We start from the raw sequence: 20,982 nt of genomic DNA, 5'->3' as shown, positions 1-20,982 counted from the left end.
ATGCATGTTGCGTATAACATCTCAATCAATCGCATGGTGATCATTAAATGAAAAATATATTTATATTATTATCGCTGCTGCTAATCTTCGTTTTAAGTTGCTCAAAAACTGTTTTTGTTAGTGATAACACGCGTATAATAGATGGAGAGTATGATTCGGAATTTCCACATATTCCGACTACCGGTTATTTGGAAGAAATTACTCAATATGTAAAACTAGTTAATGCCATGGCTGGTTACAAAGGTTACGATTTGCCATTGAAAAATGGGTTAATCAGATCAGAATTGAATGGTGATTTAGTAAGGCAAAAAGCAATCCGCGAAAAATTTCTTAATAGCCCTGCAACAGGAACAGCAACGGTTATATTTCATGATCAGCAAAAGGTTGCTCTGTTAACTTGTGCCCATATTGTAAATTACCCGGATACGATCGTAACATTTTATTTAGACAGATATGGCAAAAAAACGCCATTTGTGCAAAGTGTTTACTACAAGGTTCGTCAAACATTAACGGTTACAGGACTTCCTGAAGTAAATGACTATGAGGTTTTAGCCAGTGATGAAGACACAGATATTGCAATTATAGGCAAAAAATATAGTAAACTGCAGCACGTAAATATCCGTGAATTTAACTACCCCAAAGGTGCTGCCAATGATTTAAAAGCCGGGACATTTGTTTATCTGTTCGGTTTTCCCCGTGGAGAACGGATGGTTTCAACGGCGATAGTCGGCCGTGCAAATAAAGATAGAAACAACGGATTTATTTTAGATGCTTCAATGCATAACGGAATAAGCGGTGGTTTAGTTTTAGCAGTGCGCGATGGTATTCCAAACTTTGAAATGGTTGGGATGGTTTTTGCCGTCGCCGGGCAAAAGATAAACTTTCTTGGCCCAGATGAGGAAACTGAACCAATTGAACTTGACATGCAGAGACCTTATGACGGACAAATTTATTTAAACTCCACACGCCAGGTTGTTTATGGACTTACTTACGCCGTTTCAATTGAAGCAATTGAAGATTTTATTGAAGAAAACTCCGGGCGTTTCGAGGAAAAGGGCTTCGAAAGTCCCCTGTTTTTGAATACAGAAAAACCTGCCTCAACTGAATAATTTTTTTAAAAATATACTTTTAATCCTAATTGATTTTCCTTGGTAATAAGTATCTGGTTATTAAAAAAAGCAGCCCGAGGTGGAAGGGCTGCTTTATGGACCAACTACCTTAACCTAAAGTCGAAAGGGATAGTCATTTTTACTTTGACAAATTTGTCGAATTGTTTGGCTGGTTTAAATGTACATTTCAAAGCAGCGGCGATTGCAGCATCACTTAACATATTTTTCTCGCCCATTAAAGTTGCGCTTAAAACCGTTCCCGTTTTTGAAATAACAACCATTACGGTAACCCGTCCTTCAATCCCGACTTTTTGAGCAAGCTCTGGGTAATAAGGCACTTCTTTGTATAGTAAAACCGGTTTTTCAGAAACCATCCACAAAGTAAATGGTTCTTCATCTTCTTCAGGTTCAGGCGGCTCAATATCAAAATCAATTTCGGGATCAAATAGCTTCTCAAGCTGGACATCTTCCGGTAAATCTTCATCGTCACTTGCAATTGGTATTGTTGGCTGTGGTGGTCTTGGTGGTCGTTTGTGCTGTATGGTTGGCGGAATTTTCACTACCTCAATTGTGAAATCTGGAATGTCAGGAATTGGTGGTGGGCCGGAATTGTTTTCTTTGAATGAATAAAATAATAGTGTAACCAGTGAAAGCGATAATATAAAAGAAAGCTCCAATCGGCGTTTATACTTATAGCGCAAATCGGCATCTTGATCTTTGTGTATGGACATTGTTTCCTCCTAAGTTTTGTAAAAAGTTGCTTAGAAAGAATCCAATAATAATGCCATGATTGAATTTGTGGTATAAACAATTGTTTTTACTATTCTTAGAAGTAGTTAAATAGAATTTGGAGAATTATATATATCGTGAACTTTGCAAGAAAGTATAAAGTTGATCTTGAATTATGCAATAATTTTCCAGTTAATAAAATGGAGGGATAAACAAAAGACTCTGAAAAAAATTCACTATGAGGGCTAAGCCTATAAACCATATTTTTTTCTTTTACGCCAGAGAGTAGCAGGATCGATCCCTAATATTTCTGAAGCCTCTGCAAGGTCTTTGGAAATGTGCAGGATTTTTTTGATATGATTTTTTTCCACTTCTTCCAGTGAGAGTTTTTCACTTTCTGATTTGGCAGATTTTGTTAACTCACCAGGTAGATCTTTGACCGCAATACTTTCATTTTGAGAAAGCAACACTGTGCGCTCAATAGTATTTTCAAGTTCACGAACGTTGCCACTCCAGCGATTTAATCTTAAAAGTTTTAAGGCTTCGAATGATATTTCAACCTCTTTATGCGCGGAAAATTTTTTTATAAAATAATGAGTTAGAAGGGTAATATCTTCAGGCCGTTCACGCAAAGGAATTAATTTTAACCGAACAGCATTCAGGCGATAAAAAAGATCCTCACGGAAAACACCCTCTTTTATGGCTTCTTCCAGGTTTTTATTCGTTGCGGCGATAACGCGGACATCCACTTTTTTGGTAACAGATTCGCCAAGGCGCTCAAATTCATTACTTTGTAAAACCCTTAAAAGTTTGGCTTGCAACGCCGGAGAAAGTTCGGCAATTTCATCTAAAAAAATTGTGCCGCCATTAGCCATTTCAAATCGGCCAACCCGGTCATTAATTGCGCCAGTAAAAGCGCCTTTTACATGCCCAAACAATTCGTTTTCCAATAAATTTTCGGCAAGAGCTGCGCAGTTTATTTTTACAAAAGGTTTTTTGTTTCGCTCACTCCCGTTAAAAATTAGCTGGGCAAATAATTCTTTCCCGGTGCCACTTTCGCCTTCGATTAACACGCTTAAATTGGTTTGGGCAACTTGTTCGGCCAAAGAAATCATTTCGCGCATTTTGCTGCTACGCGTAATTATATTTCCGGGAAATTCAACGTTTGCAACTTCATGCCGCAGAGAAACAACTTCCGTTTTCAGCCGGTGATATTGCAAAGTTTTTTCTGTAAAAACCTGTAATTCAAGATAGTCGAACGGCTTTTGTAAATAATGATACGCGCCCTGCTTGATTGCTTCGATTGCGCTGTCGACAGAACCGTGAGCAGTCATAATTATGACGGTTGTTTCCGGTGAACAAAATTTGATTTCCTTTAAAACTTCCAGTCCGTTAAGCGGCTCCATTTTCAAATCTACAAAAGCGATATCAAAACTTTTTTCCTGGATCAGCTCTATGGCTTTCTGGGGTTCGTTGCTGGTTGTAATTTTATAACCGGCATCTTTAAGGCATATTTCCATGGTATTTAAAATATTTGCCTCATCATCAACAATTAAGATGTTTGTTTTTTCTAAAGTCATTTGAAGTCCTGAAATTTATTAAAAAGTTTTATAGTCCAAATGGGATTGTGAAAATAAATGTACTTCCTTTGCCCAGTTCACTTTCAACCCAAATTTTACCTTTGTGCATCGAAATAATTTCTTTACAAATTGCCAGCCCAAGTCCAATATTTCCTTTCTTTCTCGCCGATCCAACCTGTATAAATTTATCAAAAACCAAATCTATTGATTGGGCAGGAATTCCGACTCCCTGGTCTGCAATTGAAAAACGCAAATTATCATTTTCCTGACTTGCCGAAATATCAATCCTGCCACCCTGTTTTGAATGATTAATGGCATTATCAAGCATATTAGAGATTACGCGGCTTAGATTATTTCTATCTCCTTTAAGCTCAATATCAACCGGATTTAATTTCACATTAATTGTAATTGATTTTTGCTCGCGCATTATTTTAAATGGTTGCATGGAAAAATCAATTAAATCCGAAATATTTATTTTTTCAAAATGCATCGGTTTTGTGCCGGATTCAAGTTTTGAAAGCTCAAGGAGTTCCCGTGCAAAATTTGTAAGTCGGGTGCAATCTTCTTTTGCGAGGATTAAAAGTTCTTTTTGTTGAGAACTTAACTGCTCAGCTTTTTGATTTAGCAAAATATCAATGGTCAGATTAATGGAAGTGAGGGGCGTTTTAAACTCATGGGAAATTGTAGACATAAAATCAGACTTCATTTGATCCAGCTTTTTCAGGCCGCTAACATCCCGGATATGTTTGTCAAGTCGGTCTGTCATGCGGTTAAATTCAATTCCTAATTCCGCGATCTCATCATTGGTGGTGATGGGGATTTTCTGGTTAAATTGTCCTCTGCGAATTTTGCGAACGGTCTCTGTGGTTTTATTAACCGGCCGAATTATGCTCTGCGTAAAATAGATCCCGGCAATTATGCTAAACAAAATCGCAAATACAGAAAATGTTCCGATTAGAGCATTCGCCTGAAAAGAAATACCCCTTGCTTTATTATCGGCATTAAAAATGGCCTGCTCGTTCAGCTCTTTCATTTGCACACAGAGTAAATTTATTTCTGTGGCCAGCGGTAAAATAATTATAAAGTGATACGATTTGGATTCTTTGTAGGTCATATCACAGAGTATAAAGTTTTGCAGAGAATCAGATTTTTGAAGATAATTCGAATAAAGCAGTTTCAGGCTATCGAGAATTACCGGTTCCCGTGGTAGTGAAATTCCATTAACAGCATTTTCGTGCCAGTTATTAAACTCTGTTTTGTGATGCCTGAAATTATTTACTAAGGAAGAATCCATCCCTCTTTCAACCATTGTTAGTTGAATCATTTCCTGGCTTGTTAGGGCTTCCTTCATTTGTTCAGCAGATTTTATATTTCTATAGTTTTCCTTTAAAATCTGATCAATAGGCTCGCTTAGCTGGTTAATATGATAAACGGCAAAGATAGCAATCGAGATATTTAGAATTATAATTATGAAATAGCCAAGGCCAATTTTATAACTTAAGCTGTTCATAGTTTAGCAGACCTAAACGATTTGTGGTTTTTAAAGCAAAGATAAAATTTAAAAGTTTATAATAACAATTTTTAATAAGTTATGTATTAATCCCTAACTGTTTAAATAAATGAAACTTAAACAATGGAAAAGCTATGAATAAACTTATCAAGATTGGCATTTTTCTTCTATTATTTTTGTATCAATTACCTGCACAAGATAGTACAAATGTACTGATTGTTTATTTCAGTAAAACAGGAAATACAAAATCCATGGCCAAACACGTTGCGCAGGGAGCAAAAAAGATTGAAAATGTGCATGTTAAAGTTGTGTCTGTTGAAAAGGCCAAAACAAGTGATTTGCTTAAAGCAGATGCCATCATTTTGGGCAGCCCGGTTTATAACGCAAATGTTGCGCCGGAAATGCAGAGTTTTATTAACAACTGGCCATTTAAAGGGTCTCCATTAAAAGATAAAATCGGGGCGGCATTTGTAAGTGGAGGCGGTATTTCTGCCGGTGAAGAATTGACGCAGCTTAACCTTCTTCATTCAATGTTGGTTTTTGGAATGGTCGTAGTTGGTGGTGATAGTTGGCGCTCTGCTTTTGGTGCATCTGCCATCACAAGCGAAGAACTCTTTAAAGCAAAAAATAATGATTCTGAGGTTGATAAAATGTTTTTAGAGAAAGCAGAATCGCTTGGCAAAAGGGTTGCTGGTTTAGCACGTAAAATGAAATAAAATGCAAAGAGAGAAAACTTTGGAATGGCCAATTCAGATAATCCCTGCAAACAATTTAAAGAAGCAAGATCAAGAAGAAGTATTTGAGCTATGTGAGCGGGCTTTTGGAGAGGATCTTCGGATTTATTTTCAGGCATTTATTAATCCGCTTCACTTTATTGTCTGGGATAAAGGTGTAATTGTCGGTCATGCATGCATAATTGAAAGGTGGCTTCAGGTTGCTGAAAACAAAGCTATGCGCACAGCGTACATAGAAGCTGTTGCAACAGACCCAAAATATCAAAAAATGGGGATTGGTACGGCTTTGATGAAAGAAACAATAAAGGTAGCAAAAAGCGATTTATTTGAAATTGGCGGGTTATGTCCGGACCCGGTAGATTTTTATCTGAAACTTGGTTGGCAGCTTTGGAAAGGGCCGCTAAATTATCGTAAGGATGGCCGGCTCTATGAGAGTCCGAAAGATGAGCAAGCTATGATTTATAGATTGCCCAAAACACCCCAATTGGATATTAAGCGCCCACTTTCAATTGAATGGAGATCAGGTCCGGAAGTTTGGTAAAAGACCTTTACGGAATAGTAAACCCCCATCTATCTGAGACTAATACCCACTAGATTGTATATATAAAAGCCAAAAGTCTGTTTGAAAAAGCAGTTTTAATTGTTTAAGTTATCATTTAGTTTTGTATTAATAGTATTAGGCCATGGAGGAATGAATTTTGATCATAAACAAAGTCAGTATTTTTGTTGCTTTATTGTTAGCCAATGGAATTGTTACTTATGGTCAGGATATATCTATTAGGATTGGAACATTTTACTCCTCCTATGGCATGTCAGAATTAAAAAATGTTCAAAAAGAAATCGCCGATTACAATAGTTCTTCGCTTAATGTACCAATTTCAAAGATCAAATCTTTTCCATCATATTTTTCATTTGAGCTTCAAACTGGAACTACTATTTTTAAAAATGTTAATGTAGGAATATTATTTAATTATTCTTCAACGGGAGCGCGATCAGGTTATATTGATTATTCTGGAGAGTACAAAACAGATTACTGGATTGAGGCTGAAACATATGGCATATTTTTAGAGATCAACCTTAATAAATCTGAATATGCTGATTTATTGATTGGCAACAAATTTCTACTAATAAATTCATCTTTAGAAATAATTGATTTATTGACTGTTTGGGATGAAAGTATTTGGGAAGATAACCACTTTCAATCACAATCATTTGGATTTTCACCGTACGTTGCATATCAATTAAAATTAAAATTCTTGACTACCCGCCTTGAATTGAACTATTTAGTAGATAATAAGGCAGATTTGCATCATCAGAATAATAATAAATCTTATCTACTTTTTCGAAATCGCTCAAAAGTTGGCTCTGATTGGAGTGGGTTCCGTATCGGCTTAACTTTTGGTTTAGCTTTTAATAATTAGGATATTATGAACATTACAAAAATTATCATGATCATTTCACTTTTGTGTTTGTCTTGCGACAAAATTAAATACAACCCGACTGGATCAATTTTTCATGATGTACCACAACCAACTCCAACTAATGTTTTATTGTCATTGCAGGGTTCACAAGATACAATGGTGATATGGGGTGAAAATCATTTTACATTTAGTTCAAATAGGAAAATTTACCAGATAACTGTCTATTTAAACAAAAAAGAAATATTAACAATTTCTAATGACAGTACTTTTATTTTAGAAACAGAAAACTTTGAGGATGGACTATATGAGTTAAAGGCAAAAGTAATTACTTCAACAGATGGGAAAAGCCTTGCCAGCAACCTTGATGCTGAGGCTTTTCAATTTGAGCATAATAGTTATATTGAAATATACAATCGGCTCCCTGATCCAGTAAAACTTGTTTCAATCCGTTCAAACAATGGTTTATTGAGACTTGAATGGGAAAGATATAACGGCCCGGATTTTAATCGCTATGAATTAATTGAAGTGATCGATTATGGTACGTGGCAAGATGAAAATATAGTTAAAGAATTTGATCACCGGGATTCTCTTTTTTGGCATGTTCCGGACTACATTGCAGGTATACGTTATTACAGTATTGCTTTAACTGCAAAAACGCAAACAAACCAAGGGCCGGACACATTGGTTTCATACCCAAAGGCAAGTGTTAACTTAACACTCAATACTGAAAATTTGGCGAAAATTACATGGCCAAAACCAATATTCTATAATGCTATTAATTATTATAAAGTTATGCGGGAAGTCGGAAACCCTTCTCATTCAGATTGGGAAACTATAGCAAGTTTATACGATAATTCTGATACCAGTTATGTTGATAGCAATTTCGGCTTTGGGAATATAGTAAAATATCGGGTTCAATATGTTCCTAAAGGAAAAGGGTCCTTCACTACAGCATCAGATACAATTTCGCTTGGTATAGATAGCTGGATTTTTAGTAGGTTACATTACAATGAAAATGCGAAATTGATTTATTTAATATCAGACGAACTTTCGCTAATTAACTCTGATAATTTCTCCGTTGTAAAAGTTAGAAATGGAAGCTGGAATGAGACATTTTCAATTGCTTTAGATAATTCGAAGGCGTTTATTAAGACAGATCAGTATAGATTTTCTGAACTCGATCCGCTAACACTAAATACCTTAGAATCTTATTACTTACCAAATTTCACAGGTTACCAATCTCTGGTTGGAGCTATTGCATGTAATTCAAGCGGACTCCTTTATATCAGCACTATGACATACTCTTCCCCTACAGTTTATTCTGATAAGTATTTTGTTATTAATCCGGAAGAATCGGAGCCGCTAGCAGTAATTGGAGAAGGTTGGCCAAATCCTTGGCCATTACTAACATCAACTTATGCTCGTGATGGATTTCAATTGTTAAGATGGCATAATTCCGGGGTGCATAAATATGAAAATGGAACTTTGATTCAAAAAAAGGCAATCGGTAATTCAAAGTATTTTTGTTTTAATCCAATTCGTTCCAGCTATTTTTATTCAAATAATAATGAAGTTAAAGAATACGACCTAGAAACAAATCAAATCATTAATAATATTTTAACGGAATATACTTTGGCTAATATTCAGGTTGTGAACAATAATCAATCCATTGCTGGCTATAGCGTAGGTGGATACTTTCAAATCTATAATATGCAAACTGGAAATCTTGAGAAGAAAGTAAAATTAATGATTCCGGTTGAAACTTCATTTTATTATGTTAATGGTTATTTGTTATCTACAAATGGCTATCGCATCAGGGTTGAATAGTTTTTCGTGTTTCAATATTAAAAGGATTTAGTTTATGTGTTGTAAAAAGAATTGGAAAACTAATTTAGTCATCTTTTATATTTTCATTTTTTTCTCTTGTCAGTTATCTACTGATTCTGAAAAACCACCAATATCTAGCCTAAAACTACAACAAGGTGGTTGGCGGTTACCTTCAGAGAAATATACTAATCAAGAAACAATCAGGGTAAGTGGAGTAATAAATGGCCATAAAACTGTTTTCTGTGAGGGTGGAAAGACAAAGTTGAGTCAAAAAATTGAAGATAATTATTTTAATTTTGATGTATCATTAAAACCTAATCAATTAAATAAACTGTTAGTGTATGCTAAAGACAAATATAACAGAACAAGCGATACGGTGATAACTCATATTATACATGACGACATCGCACCATCAATCGAGCATAGCTCCATAATTGAAGATAGTATATCATATAAAGTTTTAAAACCAATCTCAGTAAAGTTTAGCGAACCTATCTTAAATTATGATTTTCATATTAGTGGTCAAAGCCACGCATATGTTGATTTGAACCCTCAATTTTCAGGAGACTCTGCTCTGCTGACGATGTCTTATAATAATTTGAGTGTTGGGAAAAAATGGTGGCTTGATGTTTCTGTTTCAGATATTGCCGGAAACCTTTATGAGACCAAAATCTATTTTAAAACTTATTATAAAGAAATAGTTTTTGATTTTGGAATTATTTATGCTTTTTTTGAAGACAACTCTCCTAAACTATATCTTCTAAGGAAGGATCCAAATCAAATAACTGTAATGGATACGGAAAAATGGGAAATCTTAAAAAACATTGATCTAAGTTATGAACCAAGACATGCTGATTTTAACCCATATAATGGATATCTATATATTGCGAGTTTTACAGGGAGCAGAATTAGCGTGATTGACCCCGAAAGTGGGCATGAGTTAAAACATATTGATCCTATGACAGTAGGCCATTCAATATCTCCATGTTATAAACCTAGTAGAATAACGTTTTTGTCAAATGGTGTTGCAATTCTTAAAACAAGCTACAGCAGTTCTCCGTATGCTTACCCTTTTTTAGATTCCAAAAATAATGATAAGCTTTATTTACATCCTAAATTTAGCACACCTATTGATGCTTTCAATACCGCAAGTCCATACAGTTTTAATAAAAGAAAAAATGCTGTAATTACTGGAAGACCCTATTATGTCTATAATTCTGAGACAAATCAATTTAAAACAATACTGGAAGGTGAAGAAAGCTATGGCGAAATAGCGGTTGATAAAAATAGCGAGAAATTTGTGACATGGGTTTATAAAAAAGACGGTTATATCATTGATAGTAATGGCGATATTAATTCCTACACAGATAAAATATTTCGCGGAGGATTTAATTCTTTTAGCCACAGAGAAAATGAAGAGGATATAGTTTATTACCTCAACAGAAATTCTTCTGCTTATGATTTGGGTGTTGTTGATTTAAGCGATAATACATATATATCCAAGGACCTAAGATTCTACCATAACAATTGGGGTGTTTCTTCATTTCTTACGACACCTAATGGTAAATACACTTTAATACTTCAAGGAAGTAGAATTATAGTAGTTGAACCTAAAACATTTCGAGAGAGAATATAGAATTTAAAAATGTGGTTATTAGGAAATCCGATGCCACCGGTTATGATTAAGAGAACCGATTCCACCATTTTGAGTGATGGAATCGATAATCAAAAATTATTTATCCATTTTTACGCTCAAATTCTTTCATAAAATCAACCAAGGCCTTAACAGAATTCATTGGCACAGCATTATAGGTTGATGCTCTAATTCCACCAACACTCCTGTGTCCTTTTACTCCACTAATATCATTTTCTAAAGCTTCAGCAATAAATTGTTTTTCCAAATCTTCAGATGGCAAACGGAATGGAATATTCATTAAGGAACGGCTTTTTATTTCTACAGTGCCTCGATAAAAATCGCTGCTGTCAATAGCATTATAAAGTATCGCACCTTTTTCTTTGTTAATCTCTTCAACAGCTTTAATTCCGCCCAAAGATTTCATCCATTCCATTACAAGTTTTATAATGTAAATGCCAAAAGTAGGCGGTGTGTTATACATGGAATCTTTATCACCAATTATTTTATAACTGCACATAGTTGGTAAATTGGCCGGGCTTTTCTCTAGCAAGTCTTCACGGATAATTACGATTGTCACACCGGATGGTCCCATATTTTTTTGAGCCCCGGCGTAAATCATTGCAAATTTACTAACATCAATAACGCGGCTGTTTATATCAGAAGACATGTCACAAACCAAAGGTATTACACCGGTATCCGGATATTCTTGCCATTGTGTTCCAAATATTGTGTTGTTTGATGTCATATGAAGATAAGCCGCATCTTTGTCAAGATGAAAATCAGTTGGGATATAATTAAAATTTTTATCTTCGGAGGAGGCGATTACATTGTGCTGCAAACCTAATTTTTTTACTTCTGCGATAGCCTTTTTTGACCATGCACCGGTATTGATATAATCTGCAAATTGGCCTTCCCCTAGCAGGTTCATTGGAACGGTCGCAAACTGGAGACTGGCTCCGCCTTGCATAAAAAGAACCTTGTATCCATCAGGAATTCCCATTAATTCCTTCATCAGGTTTTGAGCTTCAACAATTATTCCATCAAAAGTCTTGCCGCGATGGCTCATTTCCATAACGGAGAGGCCTTCTCCTTTGTAATCAACTAAATCTTTTTGGACTTCTTCTAGAACAGAAAGGGGAAGCGCTGCTGGGCCTGCGCTAAAATTGTGAATTCTACGAACCATTTTTTCCTCCGAGCAGTTAAATTTAAATTGTATTGTAATATAAAAAATGCAATAGACAAAAAGAAGTGTGTTTATACTTTATTTTTAATTTATATTTTGTCATGGATTTAAACAGAAATAACACAATTACAAATAGAGAGTCATTAATGAAAAATATTTTGTTGGCGATTTTTTTTATCGCTTCTTTAAACGCTCAGGATCATAAAAAAATGTTTGATCCAAATTCAATTTATAATGATCGTGAAAATTTTAGTGTTTCATTTTTTTCATCTAAGAATACTGAATTTGATAAAAACTATAATTTGTATAATAAAATCCCGTTTCGAACAATTGCTGTAAATCCTCGATTGATTTTACCTGGCAGCGTTTTGTTTATTCCGGAGCTTGTAGGCACCAAGTTGCCAAACGGTGTTTACCATGATGGCTACTTTTTTGCCCATGCCTTAATAGCCGGTACTCAAAACAGATCAATAAAATTATTTATTGAAGCAAATGAACCCAATCCTTTTATACAAGAATACCCTAAAGATATTAGAGTGTTTAGTGTTTTGGGTACAATGGCCAAATCGCTGAGATTGCGATATAAATTTCAATATACAAATGAAAAAATTAAGCCAACCTATAAAATGGTTGCTGCAGAGTTTACGGATTTGATGCAATATGGAAATAAGAAATATAGTTCTGTAAATGAACGCATTCAAAAATATTCAGAGCTTGGAAAGGGCACACCATATCTGATTTATAACCTGGGTGAAGGGGCCGGCAGCCAAATCGATCCTGACCCGACAATTGATTTTGCACGCACAGATTGTATGACATTTTGTGAGCATACCCTTGCCTTGGCAATTTCAGATAATTATCCGGAGATGTATGATAATCTGCAGAAAATTCGTTACAATAATGGGGAAATTAGCTATACGTCACGGAACCATTTTACAATTGCTGACTGGTTGCCAAATAATGATTGGCTTTTGGATGACGTGACTTTGAAGGTTGGGCAGGGCTTTACAAGTAAAATGAATAAGACAATCGACAGGCCACAATTTTATAAAAACAATGGCGTTTCGGATAAGGAAATTAAACTGGCTTCTCAAAAGGAAAAATTTTCGGTTGATTATATCCCGACAAAAAATTTATTGGCAATTCAAAATAATTTAAAAGGTGGAGAAATCGTATCCATTGTGACAACTAATCCAGTGGTTATTTCTGCGCATATGGGGATTATTATTCGTGATCAATGGGACAATGTCATTTTTCGCCATGCCAGTAGTTCGCAAAAAACAAATGAAGTTATGGATGAACGTTTTGAAGATGTTGTAAACAATTTAAAAAACTCAAAAAGCCGTGTTGGTATGATTTTTATGCAGGTAAAAGAGGATTATCAAAGGCCACAATAATCAAATTTAGCATAGAGATTGTTTATAAATCATTAGATTTTTTAAACATCAAAATTCTGTCATTACCGGTATCGGCCACATAAACAATTTGATCTACTTTATCAGGTAAAACTGCAATCCCAAAGAATTAATAACTACCACTTTCAATTTCTATCATCATCATCAAGGTTGTGGACGATTATCTGAAAATGTTGGTGATAAGTATTTAAATCTTTCCTGGTTTCTTACAAAATCCCCATGGAATTACCCCACTAGCAAGCAAAGTTTTTAAAACATATTTTGCAAGAATGTGTAACTTTTTTCCTTCGAAAGTATATTATAGCCATGAAAGCTAAAATGACGGATTTCAAACAGGTTTATAATAAATACTCTGAAGATGTTTTCAGGTTTTCGCTGTGGCTGTGTGCCAACTATGATGAAGCAAAGGATATTACCTCTGAAACATTTATCCGAATGTGGACCGCACGAACAGAGACAAAAACAGAAACTGTAAAAGCCTACCTTTTTACTATTGCCCGGAATTTGTATTTAAAATCAGTTAAAGCAGATAAAAGAAAAACAGTGCTTGATGAATCAATTATCGAGCCTTCTGACTTGGCGACTAATATAGAAAGTAAATCTGATTTGGAAAGAACATTAACGGCGCTGCAGATATTACCGGAACTGGAAAGAAGTGCTATAGCTATGCGCTCTTTTAATGGAATGAGTTATCAGGAAATAAGCAAAGCTTTAAATATCAGCTTGGCATTGGTAAAAGTTAAAATTCATCGTGGGCGAATAAAATTATTAAAAAATTTAGAAGATTAATGGAGGAAAAAATGGAAATAACAAAAGAAGTTATCCGAGATTTATTGCCTCTTTATTTTGAAAATGAAGTAAGCGCTGACAGTAGAAAAATTATAGAAAGCTATTTCAGTAAACATCCGGAATTTGCAGAAGAGGCAAAAAAGCAAAACCTTTATTTGGAATCGATCGAAATAAAAAACATAAATAAGGAGGAAGAAATGGTAACGCTCCAAAAAACTAAAAAGCTGGTTAGAGTACGCTCCCTGATTATGGGATTTGCTATTTTCTTTACAATGCTCCCCTTTTCTTTTGGCGGAGTGCCATGGGATAATAATGTCGGAACCCGTTGGTTATTTAATGAATATCCACTTTATGCAATATCTTTTGGAGTTGTCGGGATAGGATTATGGATCGCATATTTAATATTACAAAAAACAAAAAAAATGGCAAGGTTACGCCCGGTTATTATAGGATTTGCAATCTTTTTTACTGCGCTGCCTTTTTCTTTTGGAAGTGTATCTTGGGATAATTATGATGGTGTACGCTGGTTATGGAGCCACAACCCTTTGTTTGCAATTTATTTAGGACTTATTGGGTTGGGACTTTGGACAGTTTATTACTTTATTAACCGCAGATTAAGCATTTAAAAGTTTGAGACTGGTTTTAGTAGCGATTATATGTGTTTGCACTTGGGTGCTTAGTTACTTTAATATCCTGTAAACTAGGCGCCTTTATATTGATCTGAAAGCTGTAATATTTTTGAGTCGGTTGCCAGTTAAAAGACATCTCCCAACAATGCAGATCGCGATAGATATTAAAAGAGTGATGGACCAGGTCTTTTTCTACAAGATCAAAACTACCGTTCCATCGGATTTTCCAGTTTTTTGTCAATTTAAAATTTGCTGAGGCAGTTAGGTTGATTGATTCCGGATCATTTTCATTTTCCGGTCTCAGCGTGTAGTTAACCCTAAATGTTGTTGACCAGGGCAGTTCGATTTTTTTTGTCTGGTCCCGTTCTTTTTTTAGAGAACCATCAAGTCCAAAATTCTCTTCATCAAGCGAGTCAATCTCTGCTTTGGTTTTATCCTCAGCATTGTCACCATTTCTTTTATCACGTCGCGATTTATTTTTATCCTTGTCTTCTTTTGCGGCAAAGGTTTTATTGTTAATTGTGTATCCGAAAGAAGTGTTGAAACTGATCAGGCGCGGCAGGTTACCCTGTTCGAAAAAAAACTCATCGACTTCTTTTGTACCATCTTTGCTTAGGGAGTATAAACTGTGCGTAGCCCGTGCAGAAATATTTTGGCCAAAGATCTTTGTACTGAAAGATGAACTAATCCGCCCCCATTTTAGAGAATCGGCAAGAAAGTTATGGCTGGTTGAAAAATTAGCCTTGAAAAAATCGACCTTATCTTCTTTCCCTTCTTCATCAATAAACTTTGCCTGAAACAGGTTGCCCAGACTGATATTCATTCTTTGTGATTCACCACTGGAAGTTCCACCAAAAGGGGAGCGCTGGAATTTATCAACTTTTTTTATATTCCCATTTGTGTCTAAAACTGTATTAAAATAGCCATATTGATCAGTTGAAAAATCAGGTGTATAAGTCATGCTGATAGACGGATCAATAATGTGGCGAATGAATTTTAGCTCACCAATATTGGGTTCAAACATACCGTAAAGTTTTGTTCGCAAACCAACACTGGCGTTAAAAGTACGGCGAACACCAAATTTTTTTTTCTGTGATGTTTCTATGGCATTGGTTTCTTCGTTTAATGTACCCTCAGTAATTTCATCAACCCAGACTTCATTATAATTAACAGAGGGATTTACGCTAAAATACTTAAATATTTTTTGTGGAGAATTGAATCGTAAATTGTGTTGAATGCCGGATGAAACCTTGTCTACATATGTTGTATCATCAGGCAGGGAGTCGTTTTGGGTAATTTGTAATTTATGTGATCCTTTACGCAAGGTATTGGAGCTGTAAGAAAAATAAATATCCTGGTACCAGGAGCGTTTTGATCCTAGAGGTTTACCTGTTATTGTTTCATAAATACTCGTTTGCCTGCGGCTGAAAGTTATTCGCGGTAGCGTGTAATCTGTTTCATCTGTCTGCAGGTTTTTTTGGTGTGTAAAAGACATGGACATGCTGTTTTTTGTGCCTTTGAAACTTTTATTTATGTTAAGGCTGGAGGTTATATTTTGCCTTGTCCTGTCTGCAAAACTTGGAGATGTATCCCTCCGAAAATCTTTGTCACTGGAAAAACTACCGCTTCCGCTGATTGTAAAAGTAGGGTCAATTGTTTGGCGGTGGTTAAATCTAAAATTCCAGCGTTCCCTTCTTTGGCCGCTTGATGGATCTTTTGGGAAATATGATCCGGATACTGATCCGCCTAAAAGATAGCGAACTTTATAATTGGCATTTCCGCGAAATGTGAATCCTAGTTTATCATAAAAAGTTGTTTGCAGAGTAGCATCAAAATAATCATTGGGTGCCCAATAATAGCCAAGTCCCTCAAGAAATCGGCCACCGACCCGGCTTTCTCCATAACTGGGGATTATAATCCCTGAGTGACGACCGCCTTTATTTGGGAAAACACCAAATGGCAAAGCGGCAACTGGAATATCTGCAATATAAAAATAGATTGGACGGGCCACTACTTTATCTTTAACCCTTAAACGCATCTGGTCACTTCGAAAATAAAAATGCGGATCTTCCGGCAAATCACAGGTAGTAAAATAGCCATCTTCAACAAGAAGGGTACTATCGGCGATTTTATAAATGTCACTTCCTTTATAATAGCCGGGTTCCATGTTTGTACGACCAACTTGTATTTTGCCGCGCTTGGTTTCAAAATCATATTCGATTATGTTTCCGCGCATCGGCTCCTGATCTTTTTCTAAAAAAACCGGGTTACCCTTAAAAACCTTGTTTCCTTTTTCATCAATTGAATCAAGAACTCCCCTGGCATAAAGCTTATTATTTTTTTGATCGATTGTAATTTTCTCGGCATTCAGTTTCAGGCTTTGATAATTGATTTCGGCGTTCCCTGTCAGGTAAATTTTGTTACCATCCACACTGATGCTTATATGGTCCGCTTTATATGGTATTTTATCTGTAATAGCAGGTTTTGGTTTTTGCGCCAAAGAGTCTGCAATCTCCAAATCATTTACCGCAATTGAATCGGGCATTAGTGTGGAAAGGGAATCGTTTAAAACTTGATTCTCCTGGCTGAATAAATATGTAATTGTTAGAAGGGTAAATAAAAGTATTTTCATAATTCCAGTTGAAATCTCATTCTTTAGAGCTAAGATTCTGAAACAAGTTCAGAATGACGTAAGGTTTTCTCTGTTTGCTCTGCGCCTCTGTGTTAAAGAATATGCTTTATCAATTGCTGTTCACCGTTTCCTTCTTGGGCGTCTTTTTTTGTTTTTAGGTTTTTCAATTGCTTCCGGCACTAAAGGTTCAAAATCCGGGTCTTCTAATAAAATAAAATCAATTTCGCGTTTTTCCAGATTAACCGACTCCACTTTTATTTCCACCTGGTCGCCAAGGCTGATGCGCCTTCCGGTATTTCGTCCGGTCATTGAATAGCTTGCTTCTTCATAAACATAAAAATCGTCAGACATATTGGTCATTTGAACAAAACCTTCAATAAAAGTTTCCTCAATTTCCACATAAATGCCGTAAGCAGTAACGCCGGAAATTATCCCATGAAACTGATCGCCAATATGTTTATTAATGTATTCACACTGCTTAAGCTTGATTGATTCGCGCTCAGCTTCCACAGCAAGGCGCTCCATTTTGGATGTTTGCAAACACATTTCTTTTATATTTTTGCGCAACCCTTTAGGATTTTTTATTTCATTTGTGGCATACATTTTTAAAAGTCTATGTACCACCAAATCCGGATAGCGGCGTATGGGCGATGTAAAATGTGTGTAATCTCTGAAAGACAATCCAAAGTGCCCTATATTTTTTTCTGAATAAACGGCCTTCATCATCGACCTTAAAGCTACCTCGCGAATTATTACTTCCTCCGGTTTGCCTTTTATTTTATCAAGGACTGTTTGAAAATATTTTGATGAGATTTTTTTTGCCGGTTTAAATGGTACTTTTAAAGCTTTTAGCAGGTTGAAAAACTTATTCATCTTTTCAGGATCAGGCTTTTCATGAATGCGGTAAATAAAAGGAAATGGTGCCGATTTCTTGGGGCTAATTTTGATGATATGTTCAGCGACAGTTTTGTTGGCCATCAGCATAAACTCTTCCACCAGCCTGTGTGCACCAAGCCGTTTTTTAGGAATAACCTCAGTGGGCTGGCCTTTTTCATCCAGGATAAATCGAACCTCCGGTGTCTCAAAATCAATGCTGCCATCCTCAAACCTTTGCCGTGTCAATCGCTTGCTGAGATCAAACATATCATTTATGGTTTCCAGGTATGGAACCTTCTTTTGCATATCAAAATCAGATTGAAACTCTTCATAATTATAGCGTTTGTTACTGTTTATAATTGAAGGTGCAACCTGGTAATCAACCAGTTTTAAATCCGCATCAATTTCCATAAAACAGCTAAATGCCATCCGGTCTACATTTGGTTTAAGACTGCACAAATCATTGGATAAATGTTCAGGCAGCATCGGGATAACCCGGTCAACAAGATAAATGCTTGTCCCACGCTTATAAGCCTCTTTATCAATTGGTGAATCAGGTTTTACATAATGGCTTACATCTGCGATATGTACACCAAGTTTAACATTGCCATTGTCCAGTTTTTCAAGGGAAACGGCATCATCAAAATCCTTGGCATCAATCGGATCTATTGTAAAGCAAACCATGTCCCGCAAATCAAGCCGATCCTGCAAGTCTTTTTTTAAGATTCGCCCGGTTGCTTTTTTTGCTTCAGCTTCAAGGTCATCTGTAAAACGAACTGGCAGGTTATAAGAGTAAGCTACAGAAATTATATCAACACCGGGTGCATCGGCATCACCCAAAACTTCAGCAATATGTCCTTCGGGATTGTGTTGAGCGCTATCCCACTGATCAAAGTTTACCAGCACTTTTTGGCCATCTTTGGCATCTAAAGTTCTGTCTTGTGGCACAACTATATCGCGGTAAATTTTTGGTGAATCCGGCACAACGAAACTATAATATTCCGTTTGGCGGTAGGTGCCTACAACCTGTTTTCTAAAACGTTCATGCACTTTGGTAATAAATCCTTCTTGTCTTTTCCCGCGCGTTTTAGCATAAAGCTGAACCTCAACTGTGTCGCGGTCAAAAGCAGTGTTCAGGTTACTGCGGGAGACAAAAATATCGTCTTCCATATCTTCAACAACCACAAAGCCAAATCCGGCACGTGCCGTTCGTAGCTCCCCTTTAAAATGAGAGACTTGCTGGGACATATATTTGTGGCCATTTGTTTTTTTGATAACACCTTCTCTTACCAAATCGGTTAATGAGGCTTCAAAAACATGATATTCTTTTTTTCGAATATTTAAAAAATGACTGATCTGTTTGCGTGGCAGAGCTGATCCGGCATTTTCTTTTAATAAAGCTAAAATAGCTTTTTGAATTTTTGGTGAGATTTCTGTTTTTTTCATTTTTTTTCCTTAGTTCAGAGTTCCCTGAGCTTGTCGAAGGGGAACTTGATATTTGTGTCTTTGACAAGCTCAGTCACCAGACATCTTGTTATGTTAATACTCTTCCATCAAAAACTAATAACACTTCCTGTATTTTCTGATTTTTTATTTTAAACAATTGAGCTACTGGTAATGTTTTTTCCGGTTTTTGGTATTCATAGAAGATAGCAATGGAATCTTCATTTTCAGTTATACTTATTATCTTATGATTGCATTTTTCAGGTGGATTTTTTCTTAAATTATCTAAATATTCTTTAGCTGAGTGAAAAATAAAAAAAGTGCCGCTAAAAAAAAGATCCGGAGACAGGAGCACAGATAGCTTTTCAATTTCCCCGCTGCAGAAAAATTCAATGTATTTTTTGGCGACTTCTTTATTACTCATTTAATTTTATTTTTAGAACGCGGTCAATTCCAGTTAAATCTTTTATTACTTCCACGGAGTTAAACTTACATTTTTTTGCTTCATCTACAATTTTTTCCGGTTGTGATCCGCTCATTTCCAAAAAAAGAAATTTTGTTTTTAAAATTCCATCACTAACCAGGGTAAAAATATGTTTATAAAATTTTAGTCCGTCGCTAAAATCTGTTAAAGCAATATCAGGCTCAAAATCTTTTACTTCGCTTTGTAATCCACTCATTTCTGCTTCAGTTACGTATGGTGGATTCGAGACAATGAGATCAAATTGTTTTGATAGATTCTCATCGGGCCAATGGCCAAATATGTCTTTTTTTAAAAAAGAAACATTCTCTTTTTTATTTAGGGATTTATTTTCCTCAGCAATTGCTAACGCGTCAGAAGAAATATCTATCCCTGTAAAATGCGCTTCCGGCCAAAAATGTGCCAGGCTGATGGGAATACATCCGCTGCCCGTACCAATATCCAAAACCGTTGTTACGTTTTTATTTTGATCATTTAATTTAAAAATTTCTTCGACTAAAATCTCGGTTTCGGGGCGTGGTATTAATACAGATGTCGATACCTTAAATGGCAATCCCATAAACTCAGTTTCACCCAAAATATATTGAAGGGGCTCATTTGTCAGCCGTCGTGAAACCAGGGTTCTATATTCGCTAAGCTCCGTATTTGAGACTGGCCGTGCAAATTCCACATAGAGTTTTATTCGCTCCATATCTAAAACATGGGACAACAGTCTCTCAGCATTTAAACGGGGATTTTCAATACCTTTTTTTTTAAGAAAATCTGCAGTGGTTTTAAGCAGATCGATTACTTTCCAGGTTTTTTGTTTTTGCATTTTCACTTGTTGTTTTTTGTGGATTGTATTGGCTGTGTCAGTGCTGAATCGACACAGCCGATTCATTCCAAAAAGGATTCAAATTTTACAAGCCATCAATATAATTAAAAAAGTGGCAATAAAGAACAGCTATATCTTGCATCAAAAACCCAATTGCTTAAATTTCTGCACACA

The 20,982-nt window shown here is 35.8% G+C and carries 17 protein-coding genes; 9 read left to right on the top strand and 8 right to left on the bottom strand.

What is annotated here, in order from left to right; all coding sequences use genetic code 11:
- Positions 1-47: 47 nt before the first annotated feature.
- Entirely contained in the window at positions 48-1,109 is a 1,062-nt protein-coding gene (locus HND50_05770; protein ID NOG44718.1) for a trypsin-like peptidase domain-containing protein, read from the top strand.
- A gap of 104 nt (positions 1,110-1,213) precedes the next feature.
- Here HND50_05770 and HND50_05765 read toward each other — a convergent pair whose 3' ends face one another.
- From HND50_05765 to HND50_05755, 3 genes are all read right to left on the bottom strand, one after another.
- Positions 1,214-1,840 carry an energy transducer TonB gene (locus tag HND50_05765; GenBank protein NOG44717.1) on the bottom strand — a complete coding sequence of 209 codons (627 nt, stop codon included), beginning with the start codon at positions 1,838-1,840 and terminating at the stop codon, positions 1,214-1,216.
- A 249-nt stretch (positions 1,841-2,089) separates the two neighbouring features.
- Entirely contained in the window at positions 2,090-3,418 is a 1,329-nt protein-coding gene (locus tag HND50_05760) for a sigma-54-dependent Fis family transcriptional regulator (protein ID NOG44716.1), read from the bottom strand.
- 28 nt (positions 3,419-3,446) lie between these two features.
- Positions 3,447-4,928, bottom strand: a complete 1,482-nt coding sequence (locus HND50_05755; protein NOG44715.1) for a HAMP domain-containing protein — start codon at positions 4,926-4,928, stop codon at positions 3,447-3,449.
- A 134-nt stretch (positions 4,929-5,062) separates the two neighbouring features.
- Here HND50_05755 and HND50_05750 point away from each other — a divergent pair, with 134 nt between their 5' ends.
- From HND50_05750 to HND50_05730, 5 genes are all read left to right on the top strand, one after another.
- Positions 5,063-5,644 (top strand): flavodoxin family protein, encoded by a 582-nt coding sequence (locus HND50_05750; GenBank protein ID NOG44714.1) that lies wholly within the window; start codon positions 5,063-5,065, stop codon positions 5,642-5,644.
- 1 nt (position 5,645) lies between these two features.
- A complete protein-coding gene (locus HND50_05745) occupies positions 5,646-6,203 on the top strand; it encodes a GNAT family N-acetyltransferase (GenBank protein NOG44713.1) in 558 nt (185 codons plus the stop codon).
- Between the two features lie 157 nt (positions 6,204-6,360).
- Positions 6,361-7,083 carry a hypothetical protein gene (locus HND50_05740; GenBank protein NOG44712.1) on the top strand — a complete coding sequence of 241 codons (723 nt, stop codon included), beginning with the start codon at positions 6,361-6,363 and terminating at the stop codon, positions 7,081-7,083.
- Between the two features lie 6 nt (positions 7,084-7,089).
- Positions 7,090-8,910, top strand: coding sequence for a hypothetical protein (locus HND50_05735; protein ID NOG44711.1), 1,821 nt, complete (start codon positions 7,090-7,092; stop codon positions 8,908-8,910).
- Between the two features lie 262 nt (positions 8,911-9,172).
- A complete protein-coding gene (locus HND50_05730; protein ID NOG44710.1) occupies positions 9,173-10,546 on the top strand; it encodes a hypothetical protein in 1,374 nt (457 codons plus the stop codon).
- Positions 10,547-10,646: 100 nt separating this feature from the next.
- Here the strand turns inward: HND50_05730 and serC are convergent, their stop codons facing one another.
- The gene (serC, locus tag HND50_05725; GenBank protein NOG44709.1) at positions 10,647-11,729 is read right to left on the bottom strand and encodes a 3-phosphoserine/phosphohydroxythreonine transaminase; all 1,083 of its coding nucleotides are present in this window, start codon (positions 11,727-11,729) and stop codon (positions 10,647-10,649) included.
- Between the two features lie 146 nt (positions 11,730-11,875).
- Between serC and HND50_05720 the strand changes: the two genes are divergently transcribed.
- The 3 genes from HND50_05720 (at position 11,876) to HND50_05710 (ending at position 14,559) form a co-directional block, all read left to right on the top strand.
- On the top strand, positions 11,876-13,126 hold the full coding sequence (locus HND50_05720; protein ID NOG44708.1) for a DUF1460 domain-containing protein: 1,251 nt from the start codon (positions 11,876-11,878) through the stop codon (positions 13,124-13,126).
- 336 nt (positions 13,127-13,462) lie between these two features.
- Positions 13,463-13,933 (top strand): RNA polymerase sigma factor, encoded by a 471-nt coding sequence (locus HND50_05715; GenBank protein NOG44707.1) that lies wholly within the window; start codon positions 13,463-13,465, stop codon positions 13,931-13,933.
- 11 nt (positions 13,934-13,944) lie between these two features.
- The gene (locus HND50_05710; GenBank protein ID NOG44706.1) at positions 13,945-14,559 is read left to right on the top strand and encodes a hypothetical protein; all 615 of its coding nucleotides are present in this window, start codon (positions 13,945-13,947) and stop codon (positions 14,557-14,559) included.
- A gap of 16 nt (positions 14,560-14,575) precedes the next feature.
- Here the strand turns inward: HND50_05710 and HND50_05705 are convergent, their stop codons facing one another.
- From HND50_05705 to prmC, 4 genes are all read right to left on the bottom strand, one after another.
- Positions 14,576-17,194, bottom strand: coding sequence for an LPS-assembly protein LptD (locus HND50_05705; protein NOG44705.1), 2,619 nt, complete (start codon positions 17,192-17,194; stop codon positions 14,576-14,578).
- Positions 17,195-17,314: 120 nt separating this feature from the next.
- On the bottom strand, positions 17,315-19,516 hold the full coding sequence (gene rnr, locus HND50_05700; protein ID NOG44704.1) for a ribonuclease R: 2,202 nt from the start codon (positions 19,514-19,516) through the stop codon (positions 17,315-17,317).
- A gap of 88 nt (positions 19,517-19,604) precedes the next feature.
- Positions 19,605-19,937, bottom strand: coding sequence for a hypothetical protein (locus HND50_05695; GenBank protein ID NOG44703.1), 333 nt, complete (start codon positions 19,935-19,937; stop codon positions 19,605-19,607).
- Positions 19,930-20,808: a peptide chain release factor N(5)-glutamine methyltransferase gene (gene prmC, locus HND50_05690; protein NOG44702.1), complete on the bottom strand. Its 879-nt coding sequence runs from the start codon at positions 20,806-20,808 to the stop codon at positions 19,930-19,932. The genes HND50_05695 and prmC overlap by 8 nt, the downstream gene beginning before the upstream one ends.
- Between the last annotated feature and the right edge of the window lie 174 nt (positions 20,809-20,982).

It is taken from the genome of Calditrichota bacterium (assembly GCA_013112635.1).
GTDB lineage: Bacteria > Calditrichota > Calditrichia > Calditrichales > J004 > JABFGF01.
This window is presented reverse-complemented; position numbering and strand designations above follow the sequence as displayed.